At 71.4% G+C, this 23,593-nt stretch carries 20 protein-coding genes, 1 tRNA gene and 1 pseudogene; 16 read left to right on the forward strand and 6 right to left on the reverse strand.

Features of this window, described 5'->3' with window-relative positions; translation table 11 throughout:
* Positions 1-70: 70 nt before the first annotated feature.
* Positions 71-2,683, reverse strand: coding sequence for a Fe/S-dependent 2-methylisocitrate dehydratase AcnD (gene acnD, locus IE168_RS09665; protein ID WP_189497681.1), 2,613 nt, complete (start codon positions 2,681-2,683; stop codon positions 71-73).
* A 188-nt stretch (positions 2,684-2,871) separates the two neighbouring features.
* Here acnD and IE168_RS09670 point away from each other — a divergent pair, with 188 nt between their 5' ends.
* Positions 2,872-3,315, forward strand: a complete 444-nt coding sequence (locus IE168_RS09670; protein ID WP_189497683.1) for a helix-turn-helix domain-containing protein — start codon at positions 2,872-2,874, stop codon at positions 3,313-3,315.
* Between the two features lie 43 nt (positions 3,316-3,358).
* Here IE168_RS09670 and gltS read toward each other — a convergent pair whose 3' ends face one another.
* On the reverse strand, positions 3,359-4,588 hold the full coding sequence (gltS, locus tag IE168_RS09675) for a sodium/glutamate symporter (protein ID WP_189497685.1): 1,230 nt from the start codon (positions 4,586-4,588) through the stop codon (positions 3,359-3,361).
* A 173-nt stretch (positions 4,589-4,761) separates the two neighbouring features.
* On the opposite strand from gltS, the gene IE168_RS09680 reads away from it, so the two are divergent.
* From IE168_RS09680 to IE168_RS09710, 8 genes are all read left to right on the forward strand, one after another.
* Complete coding sequence (locus IE168_RS09680; RefSeq protein WP_189497687.1) at positions 4,762-6,177, forward strand: bifunctional enoyl-CoA hydratase/phosphate acetyltransferase; 1,416 nt, start codon at positions 4,762-4,764, stop codon at positions 6,175-6,177.
* On the forward strand, positions 6,174-7,403 hold the full coding sequence (locus IE168_RS09685; protein ID WP_229823358.1) for an acetate/propionate family kinase: 1,230 nt from the start codon (positions 6,174-6,176) through the stop codon (positions 7,401-7,403). Before IE168_RS09680 ends, IE168_RS09685 begins: the two co-directional genes overlap by 4 nt.
* A 43-nt stretch (positions 7,404-7,446) precedes the next feature.
* Complete coding sequence (locus IE168_RS09690; RefSeq protein WP_189497689.1) at positions 7,447-7,794, forward strand: BolA family protein; 348 nt, start codon at positions 7,447-7,449, stop codon at positions 7,792-7,794.
* A gap of 168 nt (positions 7,795-7,962) precedes the next feature.
* A complete protein-coding gene (locus IE168_RS14700; protein WP_268245210.1) occupies positions 7,963-8,088 on the forward strand; it encodes a hypothetical protein in 126 nt (41 codons plus the stop codon).
* A gap of 10 nt (positions 8,089-8,098) precedes the next feature.
* Positions 8,099-8,941, forward strand: a complete 843-nt coding sequence (locus tag IE168_RS09695) for a c-type cytochrome (RefSeq protein WP_189497691.1) — start codon at positions 8,099-8,101, stop codon at positions 8,939-8,941.
* Between the two features lie 38 nt (positions 8,942-8,979).
* Positions 8,980-10,350, forward strand: a complete 1,371-nt coding sequence (locus IE168_RS09700; RefSeq protein WP_189497693.1) for a cbb3-type cytochrome c oxidase subunit I — start codon at positions 8,980-8,982, stop codon at positions 10,348-10,350.
* A 15-nt stretch (positions 10,351-10,365) separates the two neighbouring features.
* Positions 10,366-11,154: a CbbQ/NirQ/NorQ/GpvN family protein gene (locus IE168_RS09705; protein WP_189497695.1), complete on the forward strand. Its 789-nt coding sequence runs from the start codon at positions 10,366-10,368 to the stop codon at positions 11,152-11,154.
* A gap of 12 nt (positions 11,155-11,166) precedes the next feature.
* The gene (locus IE168_RS09710) at positions 11,167-13,236 is read left to right on the forward strand and encodes a nitric oxide reductase activation protein NorD (RefSeq protein WP_189497697.1); all 2,070 of its coding nucleotides are present in this window, start codon (positions 11,167-11,169) and stop codon (positions 13,234-13,236) included.
* A 91-nt stretch (positions 13,237-13,327) separates the two neighbouring features.
* On the opposite strand, the gene IE168_RS09715 is transcribed toward IE168_RS09710, so the two are convergent.
* A tRNA-Met gene (locus IE168_RS09715) sits at positions 13,328-13,404 on the reverse strand.
* A gap of 154 nt (positions 13,405-13,558) precedes the next feature.
* Between IE168_RS09715 and IE168_RS09720 the strand changes: the two are divergent.
* The 3 genes and pseudogenes from IE168_RS09720 to bfr all read left to right on the forward strand — a co-directional run.
* Positions 13,559-14,039: pseudogene (locus IE168_RS09720) on the forward strand (RNA pyrophosphohydrolase); the annotation flags it as partial.
* Positions 14,040-14,259: 220 nt separating this feature from the next.
* Positions 14,260-14,466: a (2Fe-2S)-binding protein gene (locus IE168_RS09725; RefSeq protein WP_189497701.1), complete on the forward strand. Its 207-nt coding sequence runs from the start codon at positions 14,260-14,262 to the stop codon at positions 14,464-14,466.
* 135 nt (positions 14,467-14,601) lie between these two features.
* Positions 14,602-15,072, forward strand: coding sequence for a bacterioferritin (gene bfr, locus IE168_RS09730; protein ID WP_189497703.1), 471 nt, complete (start codon positions 14,602-14,604; stop codon positions 15,070-15,072).
* A 34-nt stretch (positions 15,073-15,106) separates the two neighbouring features.
* Here bfr and IE168_RS09740 read toward each other — a convergent pair whose 3' ends face one another.
* The 3 genes from IE168_RS09740 to IE168_RS09750 form a co-directional block, all read right to left on the reverse strand.
* The gene (locus IE168_RS09740) at positions 15,107-17,671 is read right to left on the reverse strand and encodes a hybrid sensor histidine kinase/response regulator (protein ID WP_229823361.1); all 2,565 of its coding nucleotides are present in this window, start codon (positions 17,669-17,671) and stop codon (positions 15,107-15,109) included.
* 1 nt (position 17,672) lies between these two features.
* On the reverse strand, positions 17,673-19,499 hold the full coding sequence (locus IE168_RS09745; protein ID WP_189497705.1) for an EAL domain-containing protein: 1,827 nt from the start codon (positions 19,497-19,499) through the stop codon (positions 17,673-17,675).
* A gap of 147 nt (positions 19,500-19,646) precedes the next feature.
* A complete protein-coding gene (locus IE168_RS09750) occupies positions 19,647-20,231 on the reverse strand; it encodes a DUF4126 domain-containing protein (RefSeq protein WP_189497707.1) in 585 nt (194 codons plus the stop codon).
* Positions 20,232-20,317: 86 nt separating this feature from the next.
* Between IE168_RS09750 and IE168_RS09755 the strand changes: the two genes are divergently transcribed.
* Genes IE168_RS09755 through IE168_RS09770 form a run of 4 tightly spaced genes read left to right on the forward strand, consistent with a single transcriptional unit; the run spans position 20,318 to position 23,464 of the window.
* Positions 20,318-21,013 (forward strand): DUF6776 family protein, encoded by a 696-nt coding sequence (locus IE168_RS09755; protein ID WP_189497709.1) that lies wholly within the window; start codon positions 20,318-20,320, stop codon positions 21,011-21,013.
* A 32-nt stretch (positions 21,014-21,045) separates the two neighbouring features.
* Entirely contained in the window at positions 21,046-21,420 is a 375-nt protein-coding gene (gene erpA, locus IE168_RS09760; RefSeq protein ID WP_189497711.1) for an iron-sulfur cluster insertion protein ErpA, read from the forward strand.
* Positions 21,417-22,391 (forward strand): NAD(+) diphosphatase, encoded by a 975-nt coding sequence (nudC, locus tag IE168_RS09765; protein WP_189497713.1) that lies wholly within the window; start codon positions 21,417-21,419, stop codon positions 22,389-22,391. The genes erpA and nudC overlap by 4 nt, the downstream gene beginning before the upstream one ends.
* A 41-nt stretch (positions 22,392-22,432) precedes the next feature.
* Positions 22,433-23,464, forward strand: coding sequence for a hypothetical protein (locus IE168_RS09770; protein WP_189497851.1), 1,032 nt, complete (start codon positions 22,433-22,435; stop codon positions 23,462-23,464).
* The last annotated feature ends 129 nt before the right edge of the window (positions 23,465-23,593 follow it).

Genomic DNA, 23,593 nt, shown 5'->3' on the forward strand with positions numbered 1-23,593 from the left:
TGGCAGAAATTGCCATTGGAGTGTGGCTTTGCGGGACTGTCGGGGAAATGCGGGGGGGGAAGAAGTGGCGTTACGCCGCGTTCGCCGCCAGGAAATCCTGCGCGAAGCGCTGCAGCACGCCGCCGGCCTCGTAGATCAGCACTTCCTCGTCGGAGTCCAGGCGGCAGGTCACCGGCACGCCGGTGCTGCTGCCGTCGGTGCGATGGATGACGAGCGTCAGCCTGGCGCCCGGCGCACGGATGCCGGTGACGTCGAATGTCTCGGTGCCGTCGATGCCGAGGGTTTCGCGGGTGGTGCCGGGCTCGAACTCCAGCGGCAGCACGCCCATGCCGATCAGGTTGGTGCGGTGGATGCGCTCGAAGCCTTCCGCCACGATCGCCTCGACACCGGCCAGGCGCACGCCCTTGGCGGCCCAGTCGCGCGAGCTGCCTTGGCCGTAGTCGGCGCCGGCGATGATGATCAGCGGCTGGCGGCGCTCCATGTAGGTTTCGATCGCCTCCCACATGCGGGTGACGGTGCCTTCCGGCTCGATCCGCGCCAGCGAGCCCTGGCGCACGCTGCCGTCCTCGTTGCGCACCATTTCGTTGAGCAGCTTCGGGTTGGCGAAGGTCGCGCGCTGCGCGGTCAGGTGGTCGCCGCGGTGGGTGGCGTAGGAATTGAAGTCCTCTTCGGGCAGGCCCATCTTCGCCAGGTATTCGCCGGCGGCGCTCGAGGCCATGATCGCGTTGGACGGCGAGAGGTGGTCGGTGGTGATGTTGTCGCCGAGCACCGCCAGCGGGCGCATGCCCTTGAGCGTGCGCTCGCCGGCCAGCGCGCCCTCCCAGTACGGCGGGCGGCGGATGTAGGTCGACATCGGTCGCCAGTCGTACAGCGGCTCCACGCGCGTGCCGTCGTCCACCGCGATGCGGAACATCGGCTCGTACACGCGGCGGAACTGCTCGGGCTTCACGCTGGCCTTGACCACGGCGTCGATCTCTTCGTCCGTCGGCCAGATGTCCTTCAGCGTGACCGGATGGCCGTCGGCATCGACGCCCAGCACGTCCTTCTCGATGTCGAAGCGCACGGTGCCGGCGATCGCATAGGCGATCACCAGCGGCGGCGAGGCGAGGAAGGCCTGCTTGGCATACGGGTGGATGCGGCCGTCGAAGTTGCGGTTGCCCGAGAGCACCGCCACCGCGTACAGGTCGCGGTCGACCACTTCCTGCTGGATCACGGGATCCAGCGCGCCGGACATGCCGTTGCAGGTGGTGCAGGCGAAGCCGACGATGCCGAAGCCCAGCTGCTCCAGCTCGGGCAGGAGCTTCGCTTCCTCGAGGTAGAGCTGCACCGCGCGCGAGCCCGGCGCCAGCGAGGTCTTCACCCACGGCTTGCGCACGAGCCCGCGCGCGTTGGCGTTGCGCGCCAGCAGCGCCGCGGCGATGACGTTGCGCGGATTGGAGGTGTTGGTGCAGCTGGTGATGGCGGCGATGATCACCGCGCCGTCGGGCAGCAGGCCCTCGGCTTCCTGCGCGCGCGCGGCGTCGAGGTTGCCGGCGATGCCGCGCTCCTCCAGCGCCGTGGTCGGCAGGCGGCGATGCGGATTCGACGGCCCGGCCATGTTGCGCACCACGCTCGACAGGTCGAAGTGCAGGGTGCGCTCGTATTCCGCCTTGGCGAGGTCCGACGCCCACAGGCCCGCGGCCTTCGCATAGGTCTCGACCAGCGCCACCTGCTCGTCGCTGCGGCCGGTCAGGCGCAGGTAGTCGAGCGTGTTTTCGTCGATGAAGAACATCGCCGCGGTCGCGCCGTATTCCGGCGCCATGTTGGAAATCGTCGCGCGGTCGCCGATGGTCAGCGCGGCGGCGCCTTCGCCGCGGAATTCGAGGTACGCGCCCACCACCTTCTGCTGGCGCAGGAACTCGGTCAGCGCCAGCACCACGTCGGTGGCGGTGATGCCGGGCTGCGGCTTTCCGGACAGCTCCACGCCGATCATCTCGGGCGTGCGCATCCACGACGCACGGCCCAGCATCACGCTTTCGGCTTCCAGGCCGCCGACGCCGATCGCGATCACGCCCAGCGCGTCGACGTGCGGGGTATGGCTGTCGGTGCCGACGCAGGTATCCGGGAACGCGACGTCATCCTGCGTGTAGATGACCGGCGACATCTTCTCCAGATTGATCTGGTGCATGATCCCGTTGCCCGGGGGAATCACGTCGACGTTGCGGAAGGCCTTCTTCGTCCAGTCGATGAAGTCGAAGCGGTCGGCGTTGCGACGGTCCTCGATCTCGCGGTTGCGGGTGAAAGCCTCCGGGTCGAAGCCGCCGCATTCCACCGCCAGCGAGTGGTCGACGATCAGCTGCACCGGGACCACGGGATTGACCTGGGCCGGGTCGCCGCCGGCGTCGGCGATCGCGTCGCGCAGGCCCGCCAGGTCCACCAGCGCGGTCTGGCCGAGGATGTCGTGGCAGACCACGCGTGCCGGGAACCAGGGGAAATCGAGGTCGCGGCGGCGCTCGACCAGCTGCAGCAGGTAATCGTCGATCCGCTCGGGCTCGGCGCGGCGCACGATGTTCTCGGCATGCACGCGGGCGGTGTAGGGCAGGCCGTCCCAGGCGCCGGGGCGCAGCGCCTCCACCGCCTCACGGGCGTCGAACCAGTCGAGCGAGGTTCCGGGAAGGGGCTTGCGATGCTTGCTGTTGGTCATGGCTGGCACGGGCGTGGGCGGGAAACGCCCATTGTATCGCCGCGCCGGATTCCATGACCTTCGCGGCGGCGATCTGGATAATCCTGGACAAGGTTTCCTGATTGACGATGTTTATCTTTTAGTTGGACGGGCGTTGTATTCGAACATAAGCTGCGTCATTCCCCCGGATAAACACGGAGTGACGACTGGTGGCAAATCTCGCAAGCGTCCTTAAGGCAGAAATCGCCCGCCTGGCCCGCAAGGAAACCAAGGCCCAGCTCGACCCCCTGCGCAAGGCCAATGCCGGCTACCGGCGCGACATCGCCGCGCTCAAGCGCGAGGTGGCGGATCTGTCGCGTCGGCTGAAGGCGACCTCGAAGGCGACTGCAAAGCCGGCGAAAAGTGCAGCGGACGCGCCGGAGAACGGCCGCAAGCTCCGCTTCCAGGCCAAGGGCCTGAAGTCGCACCGCGAGAAGCTGGGCCTGTCGGCCGCCGAATACGGCGCCCTGGCCGGCGTCAGCGCGCAGTCGATCTACAACTGGGAAGCCGGCAAGTCGACCCCGCGCCAGACGCAGGTGGCCGCACTGGCGGAACTGCGCGGCATGGGCAAGCGCGAGGCTGCGAAGCGGCTGGAAGGCGCGGCGGCGGAATAATCCGCAAGGCAAGGCGCGGCCGCCATGCCGGATGCGCGGGCGCTCAGCGCGCCAGCAGGCCGATCACCAGCGCGTTGACCAGGTCGATCACGAAGCCGCAGACCAGCGGCACCACGAGGAAGGCCCGCGGTGCCGCGCCGTATTCGCGCGCCACCGCCGTCATGTTCGCCACTGCGGTGGCGGTGGAGCCGAGCGCGATGCCGCCGAAGCCGGAGCAGATCACCGCCGCCTCGTAGTCGCGGCCCATCGCCCGGAACACCACGAACACGGTGAAGGCGACCACCATCGCGACCTGCAGCGCCATCGCCACCGCGATGAAGCCCAGCATCGGCTGCAGCACCCACAGCTGCAGCCCCATCAGGGCCATGGTCAGGAACAGGCCCAGGCACATGTCCGAGATCAGCGCGATCCCGGGCTGCATCTCGTCGAAGCGCCACATCCGGCCGCCCTTGGGCGCGACCAGGTCGCCCACCGCACGCAGCGCGATGCCGCCGAGCAGGCAGCCGACGAAGGCCGGCAGGGTGATCCCGGCGCCTGCGATCAGGCCGCCGATGGCATGGCCGAGCATCAGCGCCACGTTGAGCCAGAACAGCGCCAGCAGCACGGCGTGGTAGTCGAGCGTGGTACGCGATTCATCGCCGTACAGCAGGCCGACCTCGAGCTCCGCGTCGGCCGACGGCATCACCGGGCGCTGCCGGATCAGCCAGCCGGCGATCGGGCCGCCGATCACGCAGGCGGAGATCAGCCCGATCATGTTCGCGGCCAGGCCCAGCTCGGCCGCGTCCTCGAAGCCGAGCACATCGGTGAAGTGCGGCGCCCAGGCCAGGGTGGTGCCCACGCCGCCGGTCAGCGAGATCGAGCCCACCATCAGTCCCGCGCGCGGATCCATGCCGAACAGGCCGGCCAAGGCCATGCCCAGCCCGTTCTGCATCACGATGAAGACCGTTGCCAGCAGCGCCAGCACCACCAGCAGGCGACCACCGGAGGCCAGTTCGCGCACGTTCGAGTTCAGGCCCAGCGCGGCGAAGAAGTACAGCAGCAGGAGGTCGCGCATGCCCAGGTCGAATTCCACCCCCAGGCCCGCGCCGTAGTACAGCGCGCAGGCCACCGCCGCGCACAGCACGCCTCCGACCACGGGCTCGGGGATGCCGTAGCGGCGCAGCACGCCGACGCGCGCGGCAAGTCCCTTGCCGACGAACAGCAGGAGGATGGCGAGCGTGATGCTGACGAAGGCGTCGAACGGGAGCGTGCCGTCGACGATGGCGTGGGGCATGGCGGGATCCGGCCGGGCAGGGAGGGCCCCGGCGACACCCGGGCCATTGTGCCGGACGACCGCGCGCGGCGAGCGGATTGACGCCTGTCATTGTCCCGTGCGCCCGCAGCCGCGACACTGCCCGGGTCGCGCCACCCGCGCGGCCAAGCCCGCCCACCGCCCAAGGGACACCGATGACCGCAGACGCCCCGGCGCTCGACACCCTCCGCAACCGCACCTTCGACGAGATCGCCGTCGGCGACAGCGCCAGCATCGCGCGCACGCTGACCCGCGAAGACCTGCGCATGTTCGCCTTGCTCGCGGGCAAGGCCGTCGAGGATCCGGCCAACGGCGGCGGCGCGCCCACCGCGCAGGACACCGTGGCCCTGGGCATGTGGGCCGGCGCCTGGCTGGCGGCGCTGCTGGGCACGCGGCTTCCGGGCCCGGGCACGGTCTACCGGCGCCAGGCGCTGCGCTACAGCGGCCCGCTGTCGGCCGGCGACACGCTCACGCTGCGCATCGAGGTGAGCTCGAAGGACGAAGCCAGCCGCGCCGTGGTGCTGGACTGCCGCGGCAGCAACCAGGACGGCGAGACCGTGGTCGAGGGCGAGGTCGAAGTGCTGGCGCAGGACGAGCGCATCGAGCGCGGCCGCCTGGCGCTTCCCGACATCAACACCAGCGACGCCAACGGCAACGATGGCCTCGCCCGCCTGCTGGCGCACGTCGCCGGTCTGGAGCCGGTGCGCGCGGCCATCGTGCATCCCTGCGATGCGCTCAGCCTGTCCGCCGCGCTGGACGTGCGCGACGCGGGCATGGTCGAACCTGTGCTGGTCGCACCGCGCGCGCGCCTCGAAGCCGCGGCGAAAGAAGCGGGCCTCGACATCTCCGGCCTCGCCATCGAAGACGTCGCCCACAGCCACGCCGCCGCCGTCCGCGCCGCCGAACTCGCGCGCAGCGGCGACGTCGAAATCCTGATCAAGGGGAGCCTGCACACCGACGAGCTGATGTCGGCGGTGGTGTCCTCGGCCGGCGGCCTGCGCACCAAGCGCCGCGTCAGCCACTGCTTCGTGATGCAGACGCCGCACTACCCGCGGCCGTTCATCGTCACCGACGCCGCGATAAACCTCGCGCCCGACCTGCTGCAGAAGGCCGACATCGTCCAGAACGCGATCTACCTGTCGCACGTGATCGGCGTGGCGAAGCCGAAGGTGGCGATCCTGGCGGCGGTGGAAACGGTGAACCCCTCGATGCCGGCCACGCTGGACGCCGCCGCGCTGTGCAAGATGGCCGACCGCGGCCAGATCACCGGCGGCGTGCTCGACGGCCCGCTGGCCTTCGACAACGCGGTATCGATGGCGGCCGCGCAGACCAAGGGCATCGAATCGCCGGTGGCCGGCCAGGCCGACATCCTGGTGGTGCCGGATCTGGAAAGCGGCAACATGCTGGCCAAGCAGCTGATGTACATGGGCCAGGCCGCGAGCGCCGGCATCGTGCTGGGCGCGAAGGTGCCGGTGGTGCTGACCAGCCGCGCCGACGCGCGCGACTCGCGCATGGCGTCGTGCGCCATCGCCCTGATGCTGGCCCACCACAACCGCCAGAGCCCGCCGTGAGCGCGCATCCCGCGGCACCGGCGGTGGAATCTTCCGGCGCCGACCTGGTGGTGGTGCTCAACTGCGGCTCGTCGAGCATCAAGTTCGCGGTCTACGACGGCGGCGTCGATCCGCTGCCGCGCAGGGCGCTGTGGAACGGCAAGGTGCAGGGCATCGGCGGTCCCTCGCCCGACTTCGGCGAAAGCGGCGTCGAGCCCTTCGCGATCGAACTCGACGGCGGCACGCCCTACCGCAGCGCGCTGGCGCTGATCCGCGACCGCATCCTCGCGCGCCTGGCCGGTCGGCGCGTGGGCGCGGTCGCGCACCGGGTGGTGCATGGCGGCAGCAAGTACTTCGAACCCGTGCGGGTGGATGCCGGCGTGCTGGAGGACCTGCGCAGCTTCATCCCGCTGGCCCCGCTGCACCAGCCTTTCGCGCTGGAAGCCATCGCCATCCTGCTGCGCGAATACCCGCGCCTGCCGCAGGTGGCCTGCTTCGATACCGGCTTCCACCACACCATCCCGAAGGTCGAGCAGATCCTGCCGCTGCCTTACGATGCCTGGGAGCGCGGCGTGCGCCGCTACGGCTTCCACGGCCTGTCCTACGCCTACATGGCCACGGCGCTGCCCGAGCGCCACGGCGACGCCGCGCGCGGCCGCACCATCGTCGCCCACCTCGGCAGCGGCGCCAGCCTGTGCGCGATGCAGGACCTGGAGAGCGTGGCCACCACGATGGGCTTCTCCGCGCTCGACGGCCTGATGATGGGCACGCGCACCGGAGCGCTCGATCCGGGCGCGGTGATCTACATGATGGAGATAGAGAAGCTGGGCCTGGAGGAGGTGGGGCGGATGCTGTACCACCGCTCCGGCCTGCTGGGCGTGTCGGGCATCTCGCCGGAGCCGCGGGTGATCGTGCGCCACGAAGGCGACGAGGGCGAAGCCGGCGAGCGTGCACGGATCGCACTGGCGCTCTACGTGCGCCGCATCGTGCGCGAGATCGGCGCGATGGCCGCGGTGCTCGGCGGCCTCGACATGCTGGTGTTCACCGCCGGCGTGGGCGAGCACAACGCCTTCATCCGCGAGCGCGTGTGCCGCGACCTGACTTTCCTCGGCGTGGCCCTGGACGATGCCGCGAACGAGGCCCACGCCGCCACCATCTCCGCGCCGGACAGCCGCGTGCGGGTGGCCGTGGAGCCGACCAACGAAGAATGGATCGCGGCCCGGCAGGCGCTGGAATGCCTGTCGTGAGCGCCTTCAGGCCCGCGCCGCCCGGACCGGCGATAATGGTGCCATGAGCACGAAGATCGATCGCATCCAGGCCGCCCTGCAGGCGCTGTCCCCCAGCCACCTCGACGTGCTGGACGAAAGCCACATGCACAGCCGCGGCCTGGAAACGCACTACAAGGCGGTGATCGCCAGCGAGGCGTTCGAAGGCAAGTCGCAGGTGCGCCGCCACCAGGCCGTGTACGCGGCGATGGGCGCGCTGATGGGCGAGATCCACGCGCTGGCGCTGCACACCTACACCGCCGCGGAGTGGGCCCGCCAGGGCGCGGCGCCGGACTCGCCGCGCTGCATGGGCGGGAGCAGGCACGATGCGCCTGCAGCTGGCCCCGCCGCACCACCGCTGCGCGAAGGCTGATTGCCATCCCGCGGGAGCCGCTCCCGCCTGCGTGATTCCGTGATGCACTGCCGCTCGCCGGCGGTGCGTGCCGTTGCGCCGCACAATGCATGCCCCTGCAATCGGTGCCACAGTGGGTGCCATGCGGGCCAGCCCTGTCCTGACCATGCCCGTGCCGGGAGCAGTCGAATGAACGCGACACGTCTGTGGTCACCTGTCCGCTGGCTCGGAATCCTTGTGCTGCTGCTGATGGCGGTGGCCGTGGCCTACGCCGGCTACACGGCGATTTCCTATTGGCCTTCGATCGCTGTCTGAGGAAGGACCCATGAACAAGCGGCAGTCCCGGATCTTCGCCATCGTCGCAACCGGCATCGCCGCCGTTGCGTTCCTCGGCCTGACCTTCTACAGCCACACGCGCTTCGACGACCTGACCAACGCGGCGGACATCACGCCCGAGATCACCCACGGCAAGGATGTCTGGCACAAGTACAACTGCATCAACTGCCACACCCTGTTCGGCGAGGGCGCCTACTACGCCCCCGACCTGACCAAGATCGCCCAGCACCGCGGCGAGGCCTACCTCAAGGCCTACATGCGCGATCCCTCGCAGTTCTACGACGAGCAGCGCCATCGCCGGCTGATGCCGACGCAGGACCTCAGCGAGGTCGAGATCGAGAACCTGGTGAAGTTCCTCGACTGGGTGTCGAAGGTCGACAACCAGGGCTGGCCGCCGCGCCCGATCCTGGTGGCCGGCGGCTCGCTGGTCGTGGCCTCGCAGGGCACGGAGAGCGGCGCGGCGGAGGCGCGGGAAGTCAGGCCGGTGCGCCCGGACAGCGATCCGCGCGCGATCGGCGAGAACCTGTTCGGGACCGCGGTGCCGGTGTGCACGGCCTGCCACTCGCTGCAGCCGGGCGTGCAGCTCGCGGGCCCGTCGATGGCCGGCATGGCCGAGCGCGCGGCGCAGACCATCGCGTCGCCGGACTACACCGGCAGCGCCACCGACGTCGAGGGCTACATCCGCGAGTCGATCGTGACGCCCAGTGCGCACCTGGTGCCCGGGGCCATGTTCTCGGCGGAAGGGACGTCGTTCATGCCCAACACGTACGCCGAAAGCCTGACCGAAGAGCAGGTCGACCAGCTCGTGGCCTTCCTTGGATCGATGAAATAAGACGGGCGGGCGTCCTGCGCCGGCACGGGGAGATTCCTATGCGTTACAAGTCACAATCGGTGGCGTACTGGTACTTCGCCGTGGCCATGGTGCTGTTCGGGCTGCAGATCGTGTTCGGGCTGCTGTCGGCCGCGAAGTACCTCGGCCCCGACCCGCTGCTCTACATCCTGCCCTTCGACGTCACCAAGACGATCCATACCAACCTGCTGATCGTGTGGGTGCTGACCGGCTTCATGGGCGCCACCTACTGGATGGTGCCCGACGAGTCGCGCACCGAACTCCACAGCACGAAGCTGGCCTACTGGCAGCTGGGCCTGTGGACGCTGATGGGCGTGACCGCGGTGATCGGCTACCTGTTCCGCTACGGCACCGGCAACAAGCTGCTGGAGCAGCCGCTGCCGCACAAGATCGTGATCGTCATCTGCATGCTGATGTTCCTCTACAACATCGGCATGACCATCCGGAAGTCGGGGCGCTTCACCACCACCGAGGGCGTGCTGCTGGGCGGCCTGGCGCTGTCGGCGATCCTCTACGTCCCGGCGCTGCTGCACTACGAGAACTACACCGTCTCGATCTTCTACCGCTGGTGGACCATCCACCTGTGGGTGGAGGGCGTGTGGATGATGATCATGGCCGGCTTCCTGGCCTACCTGCTGATCCGCCTGTCCGGCATCGACCGCGAGGTGATGGAGAAGTGGCTGTACGTGATCGTGGGCCTGGTGTTCTTCGCCGGCATCCTCGGCACCGCGCACCACTACTACTGGGTGGGCGTGCCGCAGATCTGGCTGCCGATCGGCGGATTCTTCAGCGCGCTGGAACCGCTGGCGCTGGCCGCGATGGCGATCTACGCCTACGCCGCGATGCGCCGCGGCGGCGTCACGCATCCCAACAGCCTGGCCCTGCACTGGACCATCGGCAGCGCGATCTTCGCCCTGTTCGGCGCCGGCCTGCTCGGCCTGGCCCACACCTGGCCCAGCGTCAACAAGTGGACCCACGGCACCCTGGTCACCGCGATGCACGCGCACTCGGCGTTCTACGGCGCCTACGCGATGATCGTGCTGGCGATGATCACCTACGCCATGCCCGGCCTGACCAACCGTCCGCCGGGCAAGCACTCGCCGCTGGGCTACTGGGCGTTCTGGCTGCAGGTGACCGGCATGTTCGGCATGACCCTGTCCTTCGGTACCGCCGGCATCGCCCAGGTCTACCTGGAGCGGATCATGGGCATGGGCTATCTCGATGCCCAGCTGAAGATCCAGGTGCACTTCCTGATGCTGGTCCTGACCGCGACGATCTTCGCCACGGGCGTTGCGATGTTCATCTTCGACTTCTTCAGGCACCGCCCGCAGTTCGACGTGGTCGCGGACGAGGCCGCGGACGGCGGGCTGCAAGGGCGTGCCGGGCACTGAGGCGTGGATGAGCGGATGACGCCGGCGGAGGCCGGTCCCTACTACCTGCCCACGGGCAACGAGGTCGGCATCGCCGAGCAGTGCCACGCCGGCGGGCTGGCGATGATGCTCAAGGGCCCCACCGGCTGCGGCAAGACCCGCTTCGTCGAGCACATGGCCTGGCGGCTGGGGCGCCCGCTGATCACGGTCTCCTGCCACGACGACCTGACCGCCAGCGACCTGGTCGGGCGCTTCCTGATCCGGCACGACGACACCGTCTGGCAGGACGGCCCGCTGACCCGCGCCGTGCGCGAGGGCGCGATCTGCTACCTCGACGAAGTGGTGGAGGCGCGCCAGGACACCATCGTGGTGCTGCATCCGCTCACCGACTACCGCCGCATCCTGCCGATCGACCGCACCGGCGAAACCCTGGAGGCCGCGCCGGGGTTCCAGCTGGTGATCTCCTACAACCCCGGCTACCAGCGCATGCTCAAGGACCTGAAGCCGAGCACGCGGCAGCGCTTCGTCGCGATCGAGCTCGGGTTTCCCGGGCCGCCGGCCGAGGCCGCGATCGTGGCCGCCGAAAGCGGCGTGGACCGCGGCACCGCGGTGGCGCTGGTGGAGCTGGCGGGGCGCCTGCGCTCGCTGCGCGACCGCGGCCTGGCGGAAGTGCCGAGCACGCGCCTGCTGATCGCCGCCGGGCGCCTGGTGGCGAGCGGCATCGGCGTGCGCGACGCCTGCAACGTCGCAGTGGTGTCGCCGCTGAGCGACGACCCGACCCTGCTCGGCGCGATGCGCGAACTCGTCGACGCGATGTTTCCCTAGGCGGCCGCCGCCGTGGCCGAGGCCGAAGACGTTGTCGTCGACGTGGCGCGCCATGCCACGGTGTTCATCCGCGACACCTGGCGACGGCACTACGCGCGCGAGCCCGACGCGCCTGTCGCTCTCGCATCATTGGCGCGGCGGCTGGACCTGCTGGTGTCGGCCGCCTGCGGCACCAGCCTGCCGATCCGCGTGGCGCTGCCGCCGGCGCGGCCGACGGTGCTGCACCGCCTGTTCCACCGCGCCGCGTATCCGCGCCACCGTCAGGCGCTGCCCGCGACCAGCGGCGACGCGATCTGGCTGCCGGCCCACCTGGAGACCTGCGACCCCGTCGAAGCGTCCGAGCTCTATCGCGCGATGGCGCTGCAGCAGGCGTACCGGGCGACGCGCGGGCACGTCCGGGCGATCGCGGAGACCCGCAGCCCACTGCTGCGCGACACCGCCCTGGTGCTGGAGGCGCGGGCCGCCGAGCTCGCCGTCGCGCGCGGCTTTCCCGGACTGCTGCCGGCCCTGCGCCGCCTGCGCGGGCTGGCCCTGGCCGGGCGCCCGCCGCTGGCCGGCTTCGCCGCCGCGCGGCAGCCGCTGGAGCGGCTGGTCCGCGACATCCTCGGGCACGACCTGGAGGCCGCGCCGGACCAGGTCGCCGACGCCGACGCCGGCCCCGGCCCCGGCCCCGGCTGCGGCTCCGCCCCGACCGACGACCCGCTGGCGCAGGCGGGACAGCTGGTCCGCGGCTGGGGCCTCGATGACGCCGCCGTCCGCCGCCTCGGCCCCATGCCGCTGTACCGCGACTGGTGGACCGGCGAGCTGCGCGCGGCCGGCCCCGCGGCACGCATGGCCGAAGGCGGGCCTTCCGGACGCGATGCCGACGACGACTGCCCGGTCCGCAGCGCACGCATGGAGCGGCGTCCCGACGAACGCGAGGCCACCGAGGACGAGGACCGCGACAGCGAGCCCGGCGTCTGGATGATCCAGCAGGACGCCCCGCACGAAGTCGCCGAGGACCCCTTCGGCCTGCAGCGCCCGGTGGACCGCGACGACGAGACCAGCCCCGACGAGTACGGCGACATGCTCTCCGAGCTGGCCTCGACCCGCATGGTGGCGGCCCCCGAGCCGCCCCGCGAGGTGCTGCTGTCCGACGATCCCCCGGCCAGCCGCGCGAAGATCGAATTCGAGGATCCCGAGGCCGGCGGCACCCGCTTCCGCTACCCCGAATGGGACCACGCGGCGGCGTCCTACCTCGAGCACGGCACCACCGTGCGGATGCTGCCCCCGCCGGCCGGCGACCCCGCCTGGATCGACGCGACCCTGGCCCGCCACCGTGCCCACCTCGACGGCATCCGCCGCCAGTTCGAGGCCCTCCGCCCCGAGCGCGTGCGCCTGCGCCGCCAGAACGACGGCGATGACATCGACGTCGACGCCTGCGTGGAAGGCCGCGCCGACCTGCGCGCCGGCGGTGTCCTGCGCGAAGGCCTGTACGAGTCGCGGCGCCCGGGCCGGCGCAGCATCGCGGTCTCCCTGTTGGTCGACGCGAGCGGCTCCACCGACGGCTTCATCGGCGGCGGCCGGCGCGTGATCGACGTCGAGCGCGAGGCCCTGCTGCTGGTCTGCATGGCGCTGGAGGGCCTGCGCGAACCCTTCTCGGTGATGGCGTTCTCGGGCGAAGGCCCGCACGGCGTCTCGGTGCGCATGCTCAAGGACTTCGACGAAGGCTACGGGCAGGACGTCGCCCTGCGCATCGCCGGCCTCGAGCCCGAGAACTACACCCGCGCCGGCGCCGCCATCCGGCATGCGACCGCGCTGCTGATGCGCCAGCCCGCCGGGCACCGCCTGCTGCTCATGCTGTCGGACGGCAAGCCCAACGACGCCGACCGCTACGACGGCCTGTTCGGCGTCGAGGACATGCGCCAGTCGGTGACGGAGGCGCGGCTGCAGGGCATCTTCCCGTTCTGCCTGACCGTGGACCTGCAGGCCCCGGCCTACCTCCCCGGGGTATTCGGGCCGGACAACTACGCGGTGCTGCCGACGCCGGAGCGGCTGCCGATGGTACTGCTGGAGTGGACGAGGCGGCTGCTGGCGCGCTGAGGGGCGCGCGGAACGTCGGCTGGATGAAAAGCAGAAAGCCCGCGTCGATGGCGGGCTTTCCTCGTGCAACATGCCGGTCTGTTGCGGAATCTGGTGGCTATGGGTGGAATCGAACCACCGACCTCGGGATTATGAGTCTCGCGCTCTAACCGTCTGAGCTACATAGCCATGGCGCTCTAGCGCATCGCGCTTCGAGCCCGCAATTGTCCACCCGTCGGGCCCCGGCGTCAAACCCCCGGGCGCGGCTTGTCCCTCCCGGCGCCGCGTGGCAGAGTCGATCGCAGTGACGCCGCAGGCGTCGAAAGACTCAGGAGTCCGCATCGTGATCGATCCGGACGGCTATCGCCCCAACGTGGGCATCGTGTTGATGCACCCCGACGGCCGGGTGTTCTGGGCGCGGCGGGTGCGCCGTGACGGCTGGCAGTTCCCGCAGGGCGGGATGAACTCCGACGAGACCCCGCTCGAGGCCATGTACCGGGAGCTCCGCGAGGAAACCGGGCTGACGTCCGCCCACGTCGACGTGCTGGGGGTCACGCCGGGCTGGCTGCGCTATCGGCTGCCGCCCCGGGCCATCCGCCGCAACGACCGCCTGGTCTGCATCGGCCAGAAGCAGGTCTGGTACCTGCTGCGCTTCACCGGCGCCGACGCCGACCTGCGCCTGGACCTGACCGACAAGCCCGAATTCGACCATTGGCGCTGGGTCGACTTCTGGTACCCGCTGGAGCATGTGGTCACGTTCAAGCGCGGCGTCTACATGCGCGCGCTGCAGCATCTTGCTCCGTTCGCACGCCAGGTGGCGGGCGCGGTCGCCGTGCCGACCATCAGCCTGGAAACCCAGCGCAGCCGTGGCCGCGGGGGCGGCGGGGGGGCGGGCGAACGCGTCCGAAGCGCGCCGCGCCGGCCGGCAGGCACCCGGCGCTCGTCGGGCGATCTCTCCTGAATGCGGACGATCCTCATTCAGCATTGACAATCATTCTCATGTGCGTGGACAATGCACGCGTCCCAGGTTCCGCGAGCCATGCCGTGTACGTCTGTGTCTGCAACGGGGTCACCGACCACCAGATCCGCCAGGCGGCGGCTGCCGGCTGCGGCAGCATGGCCGAACTGACCATGCGCACCGGCTGCGGCGCCAGCTGCGGCAGCTGCGTGGACACTGCGGCGGCGCTGCTGGAAGCGGAAGCCGCCACGCGCCGGGTCCTGCACGAGCTGCCCCTGGCCCACGCGGCCTGATCCCCGCGCCACGCGCGCAACGCACGTCCGGCCAGCGGCCGGATGCGGTTGCGGATGATCACGATTCCCGTTCCGGCAGGGTGCCATCGCAGGCGCTAGAGTCCCCGGCATCCCCATCCCAGCCGGAGGCATGCCATGAAGGGCGATCCCAAGGTCATCGAGTTCCTCAACAAGGCGCTCTACAACGAGCTCACCGCGATCAACCAGTACTTCCTGCACGCCAAGATGCTGAAGAACTGGGGCATCGAGGAGCTCGCCAAGCACGAGTACGAGGAATCGATCGACGAGATGAAGCACGCCGACCGGTTGGCGGACCGCATCCTGTTCCTCGAGGGCCTGCCGAACTTCCAGGCGCTGGGCAAGCTGCGCGTCGGCGAGACGCCGCGCGAGATCCTGGAATGCGACCTGTCGCTGGAGCTGGACGGCCTGCCGCTGCTGCGCGAGGCCATCGAGTACTGCGACAGCGTCAAGGACTTCACCAGCGGCCGCCTGTTCAAGGACATCCTCGACTCCGAGGAAGAGCACGTCGACTGGATCGAGACCCAGCTCGACCTGATCAACCGCATCGGCGAGCAGAACTACCTGCAGTCGAAGATGGGCGGCTGAGGCCGCGCCATCCGCCTCCTCGCGCGCAGGCCGCTCAGGCCTGCGTCTGGCTCGCTGCCCGCAGCGCCGCGCGGGCCCGGCTGAACTCGTTGGCCACCAGCGCCACCGCCACCGCGGGGCGCTCGAGCAGGCGCTCGCGGGCGCCGAGCTCCACGCGCTTGGCCGCGGCCGACAGCGACATCGCGCCGAGGTTCGCGCTGGACGATTTCAGCGTGTGCGCGGCGTCGCGCAGGGCGTCGTAATCCGGGCCGGTGGCGGCCTGCTCCAGCGCCGCGACCAGGCGCGGCGTGTCGGACAGGAAGACGTCGACCAGATGGTCGAGGTCGCCGCCAAGCATGGCGCGCAACTCCTCCAGGATCTCGTGGTCGAGCACCGGCGGCAGCGGCTGCAGCGGGGCGACGGGGGCCGCACGCGCCACCGCTGGCGACGGCGCTGGAGCCCGCACCGCGGGCGCCGATGACGGCGCGGCCGGAATGGGGGCCGGCTCCGGCATTGCGGGCGGCACGGCCGCGGCGGCCGGCTCGGGCTGCCACGCGGGCTCCTGCATCGAGGCCGCCATCGACATCGGCTCCGGCGCTGGCTCCGGCTCCTGCACGGGTGGGATTCCGTCCACCACTTCGACCGGAAGGCCCTGCGTGATCGCGCGATCGAGCATGTCGCCGGTCTCGGGATCCACGTCGTAGGACTCGCGCTGCGCGGCCGCCGCGGCGGTCTCGGCGTTCCACCAGCGCGCCAGCGTGCGCTCGAGTTCGCTGCGGGTCACCGGCTTGGCGAGGTAGTCGTCCATGCCCGCGCCCAGGCATTTCTGGCGGTCGCCGGCCATGGCGTTCGCGGTCATGGCGATGATCGGCACGTGGCGGCCATCGTTCGTCGCGGCTTCCAGCTCGCGCCAGCGGCGGGTGGCGGTATAGCCGTCCATCACCGGCATCTGGCAGTCCATCAGCACGATGTCGTAGCGCGAGGCTTCCATGCGCAGCAGCGCGGCCTCGCCGTTGCTGGCGGTGTCGCAGGTGATGCCGAGCACCGACAGCAGGCGCTGGCCCACCATCAGGTTCACGGGGTTGTCCTCGACCAGCAGCACGCGCGCGGCGCGCACGGGCGCCGCGGGCGAGGAAGGCATGTGGGTATGGGCCATGGCGGTGGTGTCCCTGGGATCCGGTGTCGTCGCGAAGCTCCCTCCGAGGAGGGCGGCGCGGAGATCGGCATCGGGGGCCTGCCGGCTGAGGAGCGTGACGCTGCGTTGCAGTTCGTCGGGGACCGGGTCGTCCCCGTACAGGCAGACCAGCTTGAGGTCGCCGTAGACGGCCTGGCGGCCGAGGTTGCGGTGCAGGGCCACCGCGGTGCTGCGCATGCCGGCAAGGTCCGCCAGCACGAGGGAGTAGGCCCAGGGCGCGCCCTGGTTGGCGGCCGCGCGCAGGCGGTCGAGCGCTTCCTGGGTGGTCTCAACCGAGCTCACGCGCAGGCCCCAGTTGGGCAGCAGCATGGACAGGCGCAGGCGCAGCCGCGGATCGGCGCTGAGCAGGAGCAGGCGGCCGCGCGAGGCGGTGCTGTCGTCGGGCGTGGTCGGCATGTCGCCGGCGGCCTTCAGCAGAGGGACCTCGAACCAGAAGGTGGCGCCGTGGCCGGGCTCGGATTCGACGCCGATGCGCCCGCCCATGAGGTCGACGATGCGCTTGGAGATCGCCAGGCCCAGGCCGGTGCCGCCGTAGAGGCGGGTGGTGGAGGCGTCGGCCTGGCTGAAGGCCTGGAACAGGCGCGGCTGCGAACCGGCGGGGATGCCGATGCCGGTGTCGCGGACTTCGAAGCGCAGCTGGTGCTGGGCGGGGGTCTCGCCGATGCGGCGCACGGACACCGACACCGAGCCGCGCTCGGTGAACTTCACCGCGTTCGACACCAGGTTGCCCAGCACCTGGCGCAGGCGCACCGGATCGCCGCGCACCGCCAGGCGCACCGCCGGGTCGACGGTGAGGATCATCCGCAGCCCCTTGCCCTGGGCCGGGCGTTCCATCAGCTGGAGCACGCCGTCGAGCAGCTCGCGCAGGTTGAAGCCGGTGGTTTCCAGCTCGAGCCGGTCGGCTTCGAGCTTGGAGTAGTCGAGGATGTCGTCGACGATGCGCAGCATCTGCTGCGACGAGGTGTAGGCGGTGCGCACCAGTTCGGCGTGGTCGGGCGCCAGGCGCGCGTGCATCAGCAGGTCGAGCATCGGCACGATGCCGTTGAGCGGGGTGCGGATCTCGTGGCTCATGGTGGCCAGGAACTCGCCCTTGGCCATCACCGCCGATTCCGCCGCCTGCTTGGCCTGGCGCAGCTGCGCCTCCAGCTGGGTGTGCTGATCGATCTGCGCCTGCAGCTGCTCCATCACCGCCTCGTCGCGGCGCGCGCGCTCGTCGGCCTCCTCGATCTGGTGGTCGCGCTGGCGCAGCCCGACGTGCAGCGCGATCACCGCGAACAGGGCCAGCAGCACCAGCACCAGCGCGGCGTGCTGCCATGGCCCCTCGAATCCGGTCACGTCCAGCACCAGCGTCAGCGCGGCGCCGGCCGCGGCGCCGAGTGCGAGCCAGCGCATCATGAGGGCCGTGGGGCGTCCGCGTGTCAGCATGTCAGAGCACCGAGTGGTGGAAGTCGAAGTCCATTTCGCCCGCGACGTGCTGCACCAGGTTGCCCTGGATGAAGTCGACGCCGCTCATCCACAGCGTGGCGGCGGCCTGCGGGTCCTCCACCTGCTGGCCGATCACGCACAGGCCCAGGCGGTGCGCGCGCTCGATGGCCTGGCGCATCTCGTCGCGCACGGCCGGGTCGTCGAGCCTCTGCGAGTAGCGCGGCGACAGGCGCACGAAGCCCAACGGCAGCTGTCCCAGCAGGGCGTCGGCCTCGCGCCCCGACTGGTACTGGCCCAGGCAGAGCTGCACGCCGGCGGGCACCATCGCGTCGCAGAACTCGCGCAGCGCCAGCGCGTGGATCAGCGCCTCGTCCTGGCGCACGTCGATCACGATGCGGCTGCCCTGCACGCCATAGGCGGACAGCATCCCGAGCACGTGTTCGGCGTGGCCCTCGCGGGCCAGGCTGCGCGCTGACTGCGAGACGAACAGCCGCACCGGCCTGCCCGCCTCCGCGCGTTCGTGCAGCACGGTGACGGCCAGCTCGAGCACGCGCAGGTCGATGTCGTGCATCAGGTCGGCGGCGTCGGCGGCGGCCAGGAAGTCACCGGCGGCCAACAGGCTGCCGTCGGCCTGGCGCATCCGCAGCAGGGTCTGGAACTGGGCCTCGTCGCCGCCGGCCACCGCCACCACGGGCTGGAAGCTGAGCTGGAAGCGGTTCTCGGCCAGCGCCTGGCGCACGGCCTCGGCCATGGCCTGGTCGTGGTCGCGCTGGCGCGGCGGCTGGTATCCGGCGACGGCGGACGGCTGGGTGCGCGCCTCGCGCAGCGCCCGCTCGGCCGCGCCCAGCGCGCTGCTGGCGTCGCCGTAGCCGTGGGACAGCGAGGTGTAGCCGACGAAGGCGCGCAGGCGCACGGCCTCGTCGCCGATGCTGAAACCTTCGCGGCCGAGGGCGTCGCGCAGCGCGCGTGCGCTTTCCGGCAGCCGGTCGGACTCGAGCCCGGCGGCATGGACCAGGTAGATGCTGTCGCTCAGTCGCGACACCGCGTGGCCGACGGCGGCTTCGCCGACGCGGGCCGCGGCCTCGGTGAGCAGCTGTTCCAGGCCGGTGTAACCGTAGCGGTCGCGCAGGGCGCCGATGCCGGCGACCTCGACCATGAACAGCGCGCCGCTGCCGTCGCCCGGGATCATCGCGTTCAGGCGCTTGAGCATGTGCGAGCGCGTGAACAGCCCGGTGACCGGGTGCAGGCCGCCACCGCTGCGCTCACGGGCGAGCACGCGGGCGCGGCGCACGCGGCTCTGCACCGCGGCGATCAGGTGGCGCGGGCGCACCGGCTTGGTCAGGAAGTCGTCGGCGCCGGTCTCCAGCGCCTCGAACTGGCGCTCCGGGTCCGGGTCGCCGGTGAGGAACACGATCGGCACGTGGCCGTGCGTCGCATGGGCGCGGATCAGGTGGGTCAGCTCGACGCCGTCCATGCCCGGCATGTGCAGGTCCATAAGCACCAGGTCGGGACGGAAGGCTTCCAGCGACCCCATGACCTCGCTGGCCACGGACACGACCGCGGCCTCCATGCCGGCACCGCACAGCACGCTTTCGGCGAACAGGGCCTGGCTCAGGTCGTCCTCGACCACCAGCACGCGGTAGGCGGCCTCGGTGGAACCGTCGGCGGCGACCGGCGGGGTGACCGGGGGCGGGGCCGGCTCGGCCACGGCGGCATCCTGGCGCACGGGCTCGGCGGGGCCGGCGTCCGCGCTCCAGCGCCGCCAGTAGTGGGCGGGCGGGAACTCGGCGCGCGCGGGGCGGCCCGGCGACGGCGTTGCCGGGCCCATGTCCGCTGCGGTCCGTGTTCCGGGGGCTGCGCTCACTGCGGGACTTCTCCGTCGGGCCAATACGGAAGCCCGGCACTCCGCCGTCCCCCGAACGGACAAGCCTACAAGAAACCGCGGGGGTATCGCGCGATGCCGTCGGCAGCCTGCTCAGCGCGCCGGAACGGCCGGCCGCTGCCGCCTGAACAGCCGCCGCCACACCCACCACAGCGCCAGGGCCAGGAGCAGGCTCAGGCCCAGTGCGATCCCCAGCGCGAGCAGCGGGTTGGCCAGCGCCAGCGCCAGCAGTCCGACGGTCGCCACGTCCTCGGTGGCCGACGCCCCCCAGTTGCTCAGCGGTTCGGGCGAGGCATTGATCAGCACCCGGCTGGCCGCCTTGAGCGCGTGGCTGCCCAGCGCCACGCCGGCGCCGGTCGCCAGCATCCCAGCCGACAGGTCGCCGTCGGGCGACAGCGCGGCTGCGGCGAGGAAGGCGCCCGCCGGCACCCGCGCAAGTGTCTGCAGCAGGTCCCAGCCGGAATCGACGCCGGGGATCTTGTCGGTGAAGAACTCGACCAGGGCCAGTACGCCCGAAATGCCGATCACCCACGGCGACGCGGTGACCTCGAGCGCCGCCGGCAGTTCCAGCCAGCCCAGGGCGCCGGCCAGGCCGACGCCGAAGACGGTGAGGTAGACGCGGATGCCCGCCAGCCAGGCCAGCAGCACGCCCGCGGCGAAGAGGTGGGCTTCCGACATGGCCACGCTCCGGGGACTGGACTGGCGCGGAGTATAGGCACGCGCGCGTTGTCCCGGCGCTCAGGCTCCGGGGTTAACATGCCGGGATGCCCGATTCGCCGCCTCCCGAACATCCCCATCCGCGCGCGCACCTGGTGCTGATGGCGGTGCTGGCGGGCTGCCTGCTGTTCGGCATCTGGGGTGCCTGGACGGTCGCCAGCGGTGCCGGCGGCGATGGCGACGGGCCGCTCCGCGAGGAGGTCGACGGCCTGCGCCAGGACGTCGCCACGCTGACGCGTTCCGACCAGGTCAGCCGTGAAGCCAACCGCGACCTGCAGCTCATGCTGGCCGAGCGCGACGAGGAGATTTCCGCGCTGCGCGCCGACGTCGCCTTCTACGAACGCCTGGTCGGCAGCACCAGCCAGCGCCGCGGCCTGACCGTGCACGGCCTGCGCCTGCAGTCGCAGGGCGAAGGCGCGTGGCACTTCACCGCCACGCTCACTCAGACCCTGAACCGGGCCGCGGTGAGCAGCGGCACGCTGACCATCGAGGTCGAGGGCTCGCGCAACGGCAGCCTGGAGCGCCTGGCCTGGGCCGACCTGAGGCAAAGCGGCGACGCGCCCGGCGTCGAATACTCGTTCAAGTACTTCCAGCAGGTCGAAGGCGACCTGATCCTGCCCGAAGGCTTCAAGCCGCTGCGCGTGATCGTGACGCTGGCGCCGCCGCGCGGGCAGGCGGTGGAGGAGTCGTTCACCTGGGCCGAGGCCACGGCGGCGACGCCCCGTTCCGCCCCCGACGCTTGAAGCGCGCGCCGGCACCCTCCATCCTTGCCGGCATGAGCACGACCATCGATCTGTCCGCGCCGGGCTACCAGAGCCTGGATCGTCCGCTGGAGTTCACCACCGCGGCGGCCGCCAAGGTGCGCGAACTGATCGCCGACGAGGGCAACGACGCCCTCAAGTTGCGCGTCTACATCCAGGGCGGCGGCTGCTCCGGCTTCCAGTACGGCTTCGAGTTCGACGAGGAGCAGGGCGAGGACGACCTCGCGGTCGCGACCGACGGCGTCACGCTGCTGGTCGATCCGCTCAGCCTGCAGTACCTGATGGGCGCCTCGGTCGACTACGTCGAAAGCCTGCACGGCGCGCAGTTCACCATCCGCAACCCGAACGCGAAGTCGACCTGCGGCTGCGGCAGCAGCTTCACCACATGAGTCCGCGGCGCGCGGCGCCGTACGCCTTTGTCGAAGCGGCGCTGGACCGCGCCGAGAACCTGCGCGACGACGCCGCGGCGCTCGAGCGGCTGTGGGCCGGCGGGCGCGTGCTGGTGCTCGATGCCGAGGGCCGTGCCTGGGCCACGGCCGACGGAGATCTGCTGGCGCCGGCTGCGGCGGAGCTGGGCGATCGGCCGGACGATGCCCTGTTCCTGGGCCTGCGCGGGGAGGAGGGCTGGTTCGCGGTGCGCGAGGAGGCGATCGCCGCGGACTCCGGGCGCGGGTCGGTGACCGGCGCCGATGAAGCCGCGGTGATGGCCGGGACCGACGACGACACCGGCGACGACGTTGCCCTGGCGCCGCCGCGCATCGATCTGCGCAGCGCCGCCGCCACCTGGCCAGACTTCGAGGCCACCGCGTTCGCCCAGGCGCGCGCGGTGCTGCACTGGCGCTCGCGGCACCGGTACTGCGGCGCCTGCGGCGGCCCGCTGGCCTACCGCCGCGCGGGCTGGCTGGGCTGGTGCGAGGCCTGCAGGCTGGAGCACTACCCGCGCACCGACCCGGCCGTGATCGTGGCGGTCAGCGACGGCGAGCGCCTCCTGCTGGGGCGCAGCGCGGGCTGGCCGCCGCGGCGCTATTCGGTGCTGGCGGGCTTCGTCGAGCCGGGCGAATCGCTGGAGCAGACCGTGGTGCGCGAGGTTTTCGAGGAGTCCTCGGTGCGCGTGCGTGCCTGCCGCTACCTGGGATCCCAGCCCTGGCCGTTCCCGTCCTCGCTGATGCTCGGTTTCGAGGCCGATGCCGACGCCGACGTGCCGCACTGCCCCAGCGACGAGCTCGAGGACGCGCGCTGGTTCGGTCGCGACGAGGTCGGGGCGGCGCTTCGCGGCGAGAGCGGTCCCGACGGCCTGCTGCTGTCGCCGTCGATCTCGATCTCGCGCTGGCTGATCGAGCGCTGGCACGCCGGCGGCTGAGCGCAGCCGTGGCCGCTGCCCGCCGGCGCTAGAATCGCCCCATGTTCTCGACCCTGTTCGCGGTGGTGGTGGCCCTGGTGCTGGGGCACGTAGCGCCCGCGCTGGCGGCCGGCCTGCGCGACTACGGCTGGTTCGCGGCGCTGCTCGGCTGGCTCGGCCGGCGCTTTCCCGACGACGGCTTCCGGCGCGGCCGTTGGGGTCTGGCGCTGGCGCTGGTGCCGGTGGTGCTGGCGGTCGGCCTGGTGCAGTGGCTGCTGGACGGCATCGCCTTCGGGCTGCCGGCGCTGGCCTTCGGCGTGGTCGCGGTGTTCTATGCCTGGGGTCCGCGCGACCTCGATCTCGACGTGCAGGCGGTGATCGATGCGCCGGACGCCGCCGCCCGCGGCGAAGCCCTGGCGCGGCTGCGCCCGGCGGCCGCGGCCGGTGCCGGCCAGGCCCGCGACGAGGTCGGCCGTGTCTTCGTCGCCGCGCTGCGGCGCTGGTTCGGCGTGCTGTTCTGGTTCGTGGTGCTGGGCGCGGTCGGCGCCCTGCTGTACCGCCTGGTGGCGTTCGCGGCTGAAGACGAACCGGCGCTGCACCTGCCCGAGGGCACGCTCGAGGGCGGGCGCCGGCTGCTGGCGGTGCTGGACTGGCCGGTGGCGCGGCTGATGGCGTTGTCGCTGGCGCTGGTGGGCAACTTCGACGTGGTGGTGTCGGCCTGGAAGGGCGCCGGTGGCGCCGCGCTGCGGTCCGGCGCCGACATGCTGGCCGCGGTCGGGCGCGCGAGCGTGCGCTGGGAGCTGGACGAGGAGGCCGGGGATTTCGGCGCCCATGCCGCCGAGGCCACAGATGCCGCCGACGCCGCGCAGCCGGCGGGCGCCGTGGGCGACGCCGCCGCTGCCGCGGCGATGGCTGGCTTCGGCAGCGTGTCCGGGGATGCCGGCGCGGTGCCGGCGGGCGCCGGACCGGCCACCGAGGCCCTCGGCGCGCCGCTGGTGCAGGCCATGCGCGACGCCATGTCGCTGGTCTGGCGCGTGCTGCTGGCGTGGCTGGCGGTGCTGGCGCTGTTCGTGGTGGCCGGCTGGGTCAACTGAGTCGGCTTCCAGGCCGCCATCCGCTCATGTAGGAGCAGCTAAAGCTGCGACGCGCGCTGCATCACACCCTCGTGGTCGCAGCTGTAGCTGCTCCCACAGAGGCAGACGGGCGCGGACGGACGCGGCAGT

The organism is Luteimonas padinae, from assembly GCF_014652935.1.
GTDB lineage: Bacteria > Pseudomonadota > Gammaproteobacteria > Xanthomonadales > Xanthomonadaceae > Luteimonas > Luteimonas padinae.